The sequence below is a fragment of the Mycobacterium sp. UM_Kg1 genome, assembly GCF_000972925.1.
In the GTDB taxonomy this organism is placed as follows: domain Bacteria; phylum Actinomycetota; class Actinomycetes; order Mycobacteriales; family Mycobacteriaceae; genus Mycobacterium; species Mycobacterium hiberniae.
Genome location: NZ_JRMK01000249.1, coordinates 1 through 3,334, shown reverse-complemented (window position 1 = coordinate 3,334; position 3,334 = coordinate 1). Strand labels below are relative to the sequence as shown.

At 66.5% G+C, this 3,334-nt stretch carries 4 protein-coding genes; all 4 read right to left on the bottom strand.

The window, feature by feature from the left end; translation table 11 throughout:
* Positions 1-637 (bottom strand): hypothetical protein (locus LI92_RS20560; RefSeq protein ID WP_046322171.1); only part of this gene is annotated, 637 nt, incomplete at its 3' end.
* Positions 622-750, bottom strand: coding sequence for a hypothetical protein (locus LI92_RS24440; protein ID WP_024441860.1), 129 nt, complete (start codon positions 748-750; stop codon positions 622-624). The genes LI92_RS24440 and LI92_RS20560, both read right to left, overlap by 16 nt.
* Before the next feature lie 17 nt (positions 751-767).
* Complete coding sequence (locus LI92_RS20550) at positions 768-1,553, bottom strand: CbbQ/NirQ/NorQ/GpvN family protein (RefSeq protein ID WP_046322170.1); 786 nt, start codon at positions 1,551-1,553, stop codon at positions 768-770.
* 19 nt (positions 1,554-1,572) lie between these two features.
* A complete protein-coding gene (locus tag LI92_RS20545; RefSeq protein ID WP_046322168.1) occupies positions 1,573-3,081 on the bottom strand; it encodes a nitric oxide reductase activation protein NorD in 1,509 nt (502 codons plus the stop codon).
* Between the last annotated feature and the right edge of the window lie 253 nt (positions 3,082-3,334).

Genomic DNA, 3,334 nt, shown 5'->3' with positions numbered 1-3,334 from the left:
AGAAGATGTCGTAGAGCCACCAGCCGATCACCGGGAACACCACGCCGGCGTAGCGCACATCGGCATACATGGTCATGTTGAACACGTAGAGGATCCAGATGAGCACGCCCATCCAGCAGGTCACCACCATCCACTGGTGACCCCAGCGCTTCATCTGCAGGAAGCCGATCGCCGCCGCGCAGCGCATCGCAAACACGGTGAGGATCATGCCGAAGACCATGGATTTCTCGCCGGGTCCGGCTGAGCCGCCGATCCACAGTTCGTTGTAGTGCCAGAAGTACCCGGCGTCGAACATGCCGCCCCAGCCGACCATCAACACCCGGTTGATCAGGGTGTGGTTGGCGACCAGGTCCAGCGCCCACCCGAGACTGTTGAGGGCACCGTCGATCAACACCAGATACCCGATCAGGGTGACGATCATGGGCCGTACCGCCAAACCCGCCTGTAGCGACTGCCGCTGCAGCCAGGCGCCGCGCAGGAAGACCGGCAGACCGATGATGCCCGGTACCCACATGCCCATCAGCGCCGCGCCGGCGATCATCCAGCGGTCGGCGCGGCGCTGGGCGGCACGCGATTGGGTCTCATGGTCTTCGAGCGCGACGAAGTCCGTCGTCGGCGGGCTCACAGCTGCCACCATCCCCGAGCGAACGACATGTAGAGCTGGATGCCGAACATGATCGCCAGATAGCCGTAGATGAAGATCTGAAAGACGATGAGGGCTCTTTTGCGGTTGCGTTCTTGCTGATCCATTTCTGCGACTTCCTTTCCTACGGGCGCTCACTGAGGACGCTGGCGGCCACTTCTCGTAGGCCGTCATGGATTGCGCCATCGGTGGTCAGTGGCGCGAGGATGCATGCTTGAGCGGCTTCGAACTCGCCGGCACCAGCGGCCACCAGTTCCGCGGCATTGACCAGCGTGCGGGTGGAGGGCGGCTCGAAATGAAACGCCCGGTCGGCGGTGCGCAGGGCGGTCGCACATTGCACCAGACGGGCGGCGATCTGCGGCTCGACACCGGTTTCGGCGACGATCACATCGGCTTCGCGCTCCGGCGGCAGATAGTCCATGGGCAGGGTGGCGAACCGCTGACGGAAGGACGGCTTGAGCTCCTTGAGCGAGCTCCGGTACGCCGGGTTGTACGAGCAGACCAGCATGAAGGTGTCCGGGGCGCTGACGGTTTCGGCGGCCCGCTCCAGAAACAAGGTGCGCCGATGATCGGTCAGCGAGTGCAGTACGGCCAGCGAGTCGTGCCGCGCCTCGACGACTTCGTCGAGATAGCAGATCGCACCGGTCTTCACCGCCGTGGTCAGCGGCCCGTCGGTCCACACCACATCGCCACCGGCGACCATGAACCGGCCGACCAGATCCGAGCTGGTCAGATCGTCGTGGCAGCTGATGGTGATCACCGGGCGCCCCAGCAGCTGGCCCATGTGCTCGACGAGGCGGGTCTTTCCGCAGCCGGTGGGCCCGGTGAGCATCACCGGGATGCGGCGCAGGTACGCCTTCTCGAACAACTGCACTTCGTTGCCGTTGGCGAAGTAGACATCGCTGCTCATCGGACTCCTCACAAGTCGGTCATGCTGCGGTCAGTTCGCGGTGCACGTGGGCCAGTACCCGCGGTAGCTCCTCGGCCCGCCGAATCCGTTGGGAACGAAGCGGTCCGAACACCTCGGGAAGCGGGTCGACCCGCACGGGACCGACGCCGACGTAGTACACGCACACACCTGCCTGATCGGCTTCGCCGACGGCATGGGCCACATCGGCCCACGCATATCGGCCTTCATAGCCCTCATCGGACATCAGCCCGTCACCGATCATCAGAAGCAGCCGCCGCTCGCCGGGCTGTGTCAGCAGCCGGCTGGTCAGATGGCGCAGCGGCGCCCCCAGGCGGGTGTAACCACCGGCGATCAGGCCCAGCCCGCTCGGCGCGACGAACCTGCGGTCGCCGAAGTCCTTGAGGCAATGCACCTCTACGCGGTGACGCGTGTTGCCGGTGAACGCGAAGATGCCATGGCGCTGCCGCGCACCGGTCATCGCTGCCGAGAGGGCATCGGCGCAGGCGAGCTCCAATCCGAACAACCGGCCCCCGTGCGCCCCCAGTGACGAACTCGCGTCCAGCAGCACCGCGGTGGTCACGTCCCGGCTCGCCGGCAACAGTTCCCGGAAGATCCGCGGCTCTCCGGCCTGCCCGGCCATGACGTCGAGGCGGTGGCTGACATAGGCGTCGACGTCCAGATCGCACCCGTCGACAAGGCGATTGGTCATGGCCCGAACCGTGGGTTGTTCGAACCACTTACGCAGGTCGGCCGCCGCTGCCGAGGGTTGAGGGGCCGACGTCCGGCGACTGAGTTCGATGACGGCCACGTGGTCGGGAAGCAGGCTGCCGGTGTGGGTGTTCCACTCCGGGTACGGGATACCCGGTCGCCGGTCGCGGCCGATGGAGCGGTCGTCTTCGTCGGGCCGGCTGGGTGGTGGCAGAGCGGTGTTGCGGACTCCCCCGTCGCCGCCGACGGGAACCGAATAGGGCCGCGGGCGCCGTTTCTGGTTGCTCGACCAGGGCATCCGGCCGGCACGGCGCACCGATGAGCTCAAGGACTGCGGTGTCGTCCACGCAGACGGCAGGGTCCCCAGCAGGGGGTGGCCGGTCAATGGTTGCCGGGTACGCGCCAGCTCGATCGCGCGGTCGAACATCTGGTCAGCCGGCATGTCGGCATCGCCGGGATCGAGCCCCGGCAGCACCCGCTGCAGGTCGCCCATCAGACCCGGCCACCGCCCGGCGATCCAACCCACGGCGACCCGCGCCTCGATGAGCGTCAACGCCCGCCGCTCGCGTGGCGAGAGGTCCCCCAGCCGATACTGCGCGATGCGCTCCTTGGAAGGCGAACACTGCAGCGCCACCCCGCAGCTCACCGTCCGCCTGGTCCAGCCGGGCTCGGGCGGGTGGGGCACATAAACAGTGGACAGGTTCGGGTTCACACCGAAACTTCGCTGCGCGCCGGTCATCAACCGCGCTCCGCCGCGGCGCCCGCCGCTGAGCGCGACGGCCGTCAGCGCGCAGCTGCTCTCCAACTCCAGCGGGTGCACGTCGCGCTCGCGCCGCTCAGAAGGTCCCGATGCTGGAGAACATCCAGTACCAGAACGCGATGATCAAACAGGTGCCGCCCCATGCGGCGACGTAGCGGAGAATCTCCCAGAGCCAGGTCATGATCGTCGTCTCCTTGGTGTCTTGTCAGTCCGAGAAGATCTCGCGGTTGACGGTGTGCAGGTAGGGGATCGCCAAAAACGGTGTGATGTAGAAGATGTCGTAGAGCCACCAGCCGATCACCGGGAACACCAC